The sequence below is a fragment of the Mycobacterium sp. NPDC003449 genome (assembly GCF_053588415.1).
Map to the genome: position 1 here is coordinate 1 of NZ_JBSFPX010000293.1, position 6,019 is coordinate 6,019.

At 67.7% G+C, this 6,019-nt stretch carries 6 protein-coding genes and 1 pseudogene; 5 read left to right on the forward strand and 2 right to left on the reverse strand.

Going from position 1 to position 6,019, the window contains the following annotated elements; all coding sequences use genetic code 11:
- Positions 1-100: 100 nt before the first annotated feature.
- Positions 101-928 carry a class I SAM-dependent methyltransferase gene (locus ACWDTP_RS36770; protein WP_450028143.1) on the reverse strand — a complete coding sequence of 276 codons (828 nt, stop codon included), beginning with the start codon at positions 926-928 and terminating at the stop codon, positions 101-103.
- A 432-nt stretch (positions 929-1,360) separates the two neighbouring features.
- Positions 1,361-1,795 (reverse strand): annotated as a pseudogene (locus tag ACWDTP_RS36775) (transposase); the annotation flags it as partial.
- 22 nt (positions 1,796-1,817) lie between these two features.
- Between ACWDTP_RS36775 and ACWDTP_RS36780 the strand changes: the two are divergent.
- The 5 genes from ACWDTP_RS36780 to ACWDTP_RS36800 all read left to right on the forward strand — a co-directional run.
- Positions 1,818-2,474 carry an FAD-dependent oxidoreductase gene (locus tag ACWDTP_RS36780; RefSeq protein ID WP_450028144.1) on the forward strand — a complete coding sequence of 219 codons (657 nt, stop codon included), beginning with the start codon at positions 1,818-1,820 and terminating at the stop codon, positions 2,472-2,474.
- Positions 2,475-2,476: 2 nt separating this feature from the next.
- Positions 2,477-3,646, forward strand: coding sequence for an MFS transporter (locus tag ACWDTP_RS36785; RefSeq protein WP_450028145.1), 1,170 nt, complete (start codon positions 2,477-2,479; stop codon positions 3,644-3,646).
- 144 nt (positions 3,647-3,790) lie between these two features.
- The gene (gene hisD, locus ACWDTP_RS36790) at positions 3,791-5,128 is read left to right on the forward strand and encodes a histidinol dehydrogenase (RefSeq protein ID WP_450028146.1); all 1,338 of its coding nucleotides are present in this window, start codon (positions 3,791-3,793) and stop codon (positions 5,126-5,128) included.
- 15 nt (positions 5,129-5,143) lie between these two features.
- On the forward strand, positions 5,144-5,695 hold the full coding sequence (locus ACWDTP_RS36795) for a VOC family protein (RefSeq protein WP_450028147.1): 552 nt from the start codon (positions 5,144-5,146) through the stop codon (positions 5,693-5,695).
- Positions 5,692-6,019 (forward strand): lyase family protein (locus tag ACWDTP_RS36800; protein WP_450028148.1); only part of this gene is annotated, 328 nt, incomplete at its 3' end. The genes ACWDTP_RS36795 and ACWDTP_RS36800, both read left to right, overlap by 4 nt.

The following is a 6,019-nucleotide window of genomic DNA, read 5'->3' on the forward strand; positions in this document are numbered from 1 at the left end:
CCACCACGCGACCGCAGCACGCCATCGCCAACCCCGGCGAAAAATCGAGGCTAACGAGGTGAAGCAGCCTGGTGAGCGTCGAAACATGAGTCGACTTTGGCTATCTGGTGCCGTAGACCAACTGGCATGTCGCCGGGATGACATGGCCGTCACCGAACGTGGATTCGTACGGCTCCAGTAGTTCACGCAGGGTCGCTCGTATGTGGGTCACTGCTTGATCGTCGAGGTTGGCAAGCGCTCCGCTCCATATTGACCAGGCCAGTTCCCAGCTGGCGTCGAAGTCGGGGTAGTGGACGACCCAGTCAAAGGTGTCCACGGCAACCTCGGTCATACCCGCGGCACGCAGCCAACCCTCTCGGACGCCTGGTGCCGCCATCTGCTGGAACCACGTGAATAGATCGGGCAGCAGATCGGCCGCGACGTGCCTGGTAATGGCGCGGTGCGAAAGCACCAGCAGGGGATGGTCCTCAGCGCGCGCCCAGACGGCGAGGGCAAAGCGGCCTCCTGGCTTGAGGACGCGGGCCATCTCGCGTGCGGTCGTCGTCGGGTCGCCCAGCAGCAGCGCCCCCATCCGAGAAATCACCGCATCGACGCTGGCATCGGCAAGTAGGAGGACATCCATCGACCCCGTGACGAATGTTGTTCTGTCGGTGAGGTCTTGCTCCTGGGCGTGTTGTCGGGCTGCCGCGATGAGCGCTGGTGACAGGTCGATTCCGGTTAGGTGCCAGTCGTGGTGGGTCTTGACCAGGCTCAGCCCAGGTTCACCGACACCGCAAGCCAGGTCGACGACGCGCGGCTGCGATCGTAGATTGTCTCCAAGGGCTGAAACAATCGCACCGGTGCATGCGTCGAGCAGTAGCAGGCATCGCTCGCAGTCTTCGACGGTTTCGAGTCCGGGCTGATTGCTGTCGTACTCCGCTGTGATCATTCTCGATAGAACGGTGGCCGCTGCCTTGACGTTCGGCTTCGGCCCCTTGTGGTGCTACCGCCCATCTCTTGACTCCATGCAGGGGCATCAGACGGGCTCGCGACTACACCTCGAACTTGTCTCTTTTCTGATATGGAAGACGGTTTGTCAAGTAGGCAGGGTGAAGCGGCGGCCGCAACCGTCGTCGTGGCCGCCGCTTCGTTGACCGGATGAGTCCGTGGTGGTGTCGAGCGTGTCTTATCGACGCGTGATCAAGTCTGATATGCGCGGGTTGGATACCGCAGGACGGGACTTTCGAGTCGGAGTGGACCGCAGGTCTAGAAGACGAGCGTAACCAGTTGCACCGCAACATGATTGCTCAATAGAAACGACGCGGGTCACTCCCAGACGCTGGCCGACACCGACGGTGGTCATCCGGACATTTGTGGGGTGTTAGTCATCGAGGACGGCTAACGACCAGCACCAGCCGGCGAGTTCGCGCGCGACGGCGGCGTTGGCGACCACCGAGCGCTTCTTACGGTCGTCGAACCGGGCCCAGCGGTCGTGCAACCGTCGATTCGCGGCTTGCCCGCGCGCCCGAGCCGCCGGCGACGCGCTCTCCCAGCGCCGCCGCAGTTCACGTCCTGGGCGATACCGCGCCCGGTGATGCCAGGCCGCCTCGATCAGCAGCCGCCGGGCATGGCTGTTGCCGGTCTTGGTGACCCCGCCCTGGGTACGACTGCCCCCGGAAGAATATTCGGTGGGCACCAAGCCCAGGTAGGCGCCGATCGAGCGGCCACTGAGTCGGTCCCAATCACCGATTTCCACGGCCAACCCGAACCCGGTCAGTGTCGACACCCCCCGCAGGCAGCCGAGCCGGGTTACCACCGTCATCGACCATCTCGACGTCATGATCGCCAAGTACGGGGTGGACCTGCGGCTGGGCTGGTCCCCGACGGCCGACGAGGTGCTGGCGCTACAACCCGACCATGTCATCGTGGCGACCGGCTCGGCGCCGGGCGACGACATCGTCGGCAACCTCGCGCAGGGCATCACGTTCACCCCCGGCCTCGACCAGGACCACGTGCTGTCGGTGTGGGATGTGCTCGACGACGACAAGCCGGTCGGTCACCGGGTGGTGATCGTCGATGACGGCGAAGGCGGCTGGAAGGGCATCGGGCTGGCGCTGCAGCTGACCGAGGCCGGACATCACGTCGAGTTCGTGACACCGCTGCCCTACGTCGGAGCCAAGCTGGGGCCGTTCAGCGCCAACCTCGCGGTGCCCCGGATTCTGCAATCGGGCATGACCACCCGCCCGTTCACCACGGTGACGGCGATCGACGGCCCGACCGTGCACATCGTCGAGAAGACCGTCGCGGGCACCGTGTCCGGCGTCGACACCGTGATCCTCGCCGGCTGGCACCGACCGGTCACCGGGTTGTACTTCGCGCTCAAGGGTCGCGGGGTGCCTGTGCAGCGGATTGGCGATGCGATCGCCAGCCGGACCATGATGGAGGCCGTGCATGAAGGGGAGCGGGCCGCGCGACGGGTAGGCGTCACCGTTTGACGATGCCCCAGGTCGATGAACACCGTCTCGTGCGTGCCCGCGGGGCGGTGTTCGCGCTGTTCGTATCGTTCGGCACCATCCTGGCGACCTGGGCCGTGCACCTGCCGGCCCTGCAGCGCGCCGCCGGGCTGTCGACCTCGGCGCTGGGCACGGTGCTGCTGGTCGTCGGGGTGGGCGCGTTGGCCGGCATGCAGGTGTGCGGGCCGCTCACCGACAGATTCGGTGCCGCACCGGTCGCGGCTCCGGCCGCGGCCGCCATGGCGGCGACCGTCGCGGCGCCGCTCGCGATGACCTCGCCGATCCCGGTCGGCGTGTGCGCATTCGTGTTCGGATTCGCCACCGGCAGCGCGGACGTGGCGATGAACGCCGCGGCGGTCGATATCGAGCGCGGCTACGACCGGGCCATCATGGCGTCCTTTCACGCGGTGTTCTCGATCGGGACCGTCATCGGCTCCCTGCTGGGTGCGGTCGGTTACGCCATGGGGATACCGACCTGGGTGGCGGCCGCCGGCGTCGGCGCCTGTTGCGTGCTGTTGACCGGGGGCGCGTGGTCGATGATGCGCGGCTGGGTCGCGGCGCCGCGGACCGAGGACCAGGCGCCGGCACCGGCGAGCAGCGCCAGATCCGCGGGCCAGTCCGGAAAGATTCTCGTGCTGGGGATACTGGCGTTCCTGCTGTTGCTGTCGGAGGGCTCGGCCATGGACTGGGCCAGTGTGCACGCTCAGCATCAGTTCGGCGCCGCGCCGGTCCTGGGCACCATGGCTTTCGGCGCCTTCGTCACGGCCATGACGGTCAGCCGGTTCACCGTGGACCGCATCGCCCAACGGGTCGGCCCGGTGGCGGTGGTCCGGTACGGATGCCTGCTGGCCGCCGTCGGCGTCGCGACGGTCATCGCGGCGCCCAACCTCGTGGTCGCCGTGGTCGGCTGGATCCTGCTCGGCCTGGGCATCTCCGGCGGTGTGCCGCAGGTTTTCACCACGGCGGGCAACCTCGGGCCGTCCTCGGGGCGGGCCCTGTCCCGCGTGGTCGGCGTCGGCTATCTCGCGATTCTCGCCGGGCCCGCGGTGATCGGCTGGCTCGGCGAGGCCACCTCGCTCAACGTGGCGTTCGTGATCCCGCTGTGCGCGGTGCTGGCATGTGCGGTCGCCGCACCGGTCGTCGCGCGCCGTTGATCCAACTGGTGCAGAGCTTTCGCGATCTACTGCACATCTTGCGTCTGACGCCCGCACCATCCGAGCTTGAGACTGGAGGCACGCCGGAGCGGATCCCGCCGGCGATATGCAGATCCACGGAACTTCGGCCCAAGGAGAGAATCGGTGTCGGTCATCCTCAAGGCGCCGGCCGCGCAGGCCGGCACACCGCACAAGAGCAACCCCCAGGTCGTTGACACGGTGGCCGCGGTTCTCGACGACGTCCGCGCCGACGGGGACGCGGCGGTGCGCAGGTATTCCGAACGGTTCGACGGCTGGACCCCGGAGTCGTTCCGGCTCGGTGAGGCCGAGATCGCCCGGATCATGTCGGACCTGCCCGGCACCGTGATCGAGGACCTGTCGTTCGTGCAGCGCCAGGTGCGTAACTTCGCGCAGGCGCAGCGTGACGCGATGCTCGACGTCGAGATCGAGACCCTGCCGGGAATCCGGTTGGGTCACAAGCACGTCCCGGTGGCCGCGTCCGGTGCCTATGTGCCCGGCGGGCGCTACCCGTTGACCGCGTCGGCGCATATGACGGTGGTGACCGCCAAGGTCGCCGGCGTCGAACGCGTCGCCGCCACCACCCCACCCAACGCCGGCACGCCACCACCGGTCAGCGTCGCCGCGATGCACCTCGCCGGGGCCGATGAGATCTACGTTCTCGGCGGGGTACAGGCGGTCGGCGCGCTGGCCCTCGGAACCGAGACCATCGCACCGGTGAACCTGTTGACCGGGCCCGGCAACGCCTACGTCGCCGAGGCCAAGCGGCAGCTGTTCGGCGAGGTGGGCATCGACCTGTTCGCCGGGCCGACCGAAGTGCTGATCATCGCCGATGACACCGCCGATCCGTTCATCGTGGCCGCCGACCTGTTGAGCCAGGCCGAACACGGCCCGGATTCCCCGTGCGTGCTGATCACCACGTCGGAACGGGTGGGACGGGAGACCATCGCCGAGGTTGCCCGGCAACTGGAGAACCTGCCCACCAGCGGGGTCGCCGCGGTGTCCTGGGCGGATCACGGTGAGGTTCACCTGGTCGACACCCTTACCGAGGCGTACACACTCGGCGACCGCTACGCCAGTGAACATGTCCAGATCCTCACCGCGGAGCCGCGCCGGGCCCTGACCGAGATGCAGGACTACGGCGCCCTGTTTCTCGGTGAGAAGACGTGTGTGTCCTTCGGCGACAAGGCGATCGGCACCAACCACGTGCTCCCCACCCTGGGCGCGGCCCGCTACACGGGCGGCCTGTGGGTGGGCAAGTTCCTCAAGACCGTCACCTACCAGGAGATCGACGACGCGCACTCCAGTGCCGCGCTCGCCCGGATCTGCGGGCGGGCGGCCCGGCTGGAGAACTTCGAGGGGCACGCCCGGTCGGCCGACGTGCGCGCGGCGAAATACGGTGGGGATGTGCTGAGCTGGACCGAGCACCGGTTCGCCCAGGACCCGACCGCGGTACCGAGCTGACAGGAGGACATATCGATGATCGAGAACGGCACCCCGAAAGTCCCGGGCCTGCGGGCCGTGGACCACGTCGCCTACACGGTCCCCGATCTGGAGCAGGCCGTGGGGTTCTTCGTGGAGCATTTCGGCGCCGAGCTGATCTTCTTCGACGGACCGTTCGCCGACGCCGAATCCGACGGTATGCGACGCAGGCTCAACGTCGACCCGGCGGCGACATGCACCATCGCGATGCTGCGGATCGGCAAACACCACAATGTCGAACTGTTCGAATACCAGGCCCCCGGCCAACGGACGGAACCACCCCGCAACAGTGACATCGGCGGCCACCACCTCGGGTTCTATGTCGACGACATCGACGCGGCCCACGACTATGTCTCGGCCATTCCCGGCGTCGTGGTCCAGGGCGGGCCCAACGGTGTCGACCCGGCGGCTCCGGTCGCCGGCCAGCGGTGGTTCTACTTCCTGACCCCGTGGGGCATGCAGCTGGAGCTGACCTCATTTGCGGGAGAAGGCTTCTACGACGGCCTGCCCGCGGCCGCGATGGCCGCCCCGAGCCCGGCGTGGCGATGACGGCCCGGGTCGAGCAGGATTCGCTGGGTTCGCTCGAGGTCCCGGAATCGGCCTACTACGGCGTGCACACGGCACGCGCCCTGGCCAATTTCCCGATCTCGGGGATCGCGCTGTCCAGCTACCCGCATTTCGTCGATGCCCTCGCCGCGGTGAAAGAGGCCGCGGCCGAGGCCAACCGGGAACTCGGTCTGCTCGATCCGGACCGGGCCGACGCCATCACGGCCGCATGCCGCGAGATCAGGGCGGGCGCGCTGCACGATCAGTTCGTCGTCGACGTGATCCAGGGCGGTGCCGGGACGTCGACGAATATGAACGCCAACGAGG

Bases quoted from the DNA above. Each gene is read 5' to 3' on its own strand.
- ACWDTP_RS36785 (WP_450028145.1), top strand. From the start codon at position 2,477: ATGCCCCAGGTCGATGAACACCGTCTCGTGCGTGCCCGCGGGGCGGTG.
- ACWDTP_RS36795 (WP_450028147.1), top strand. From the start codon at position 5,144: ATGATCGAGAACGGCACCCCGAAAGTCCCGGGCCTGCGGGCCGTGGAC.
- ACWDTP_RS36770 (WP_450028143.1), bottom strand. From the start codon at position 928: ATGATCACAGCGGAGTACGACAGCAATCAGCCCGGACTCGAAACCGTC.
- ACWDTP_RS36780 (WP_450028144.1), top strand. From the start codon at position 1,818: ATGATCGCCAAGTACGGGGTGGACCTGCGGCTGGGCTGGTCCCCGACG.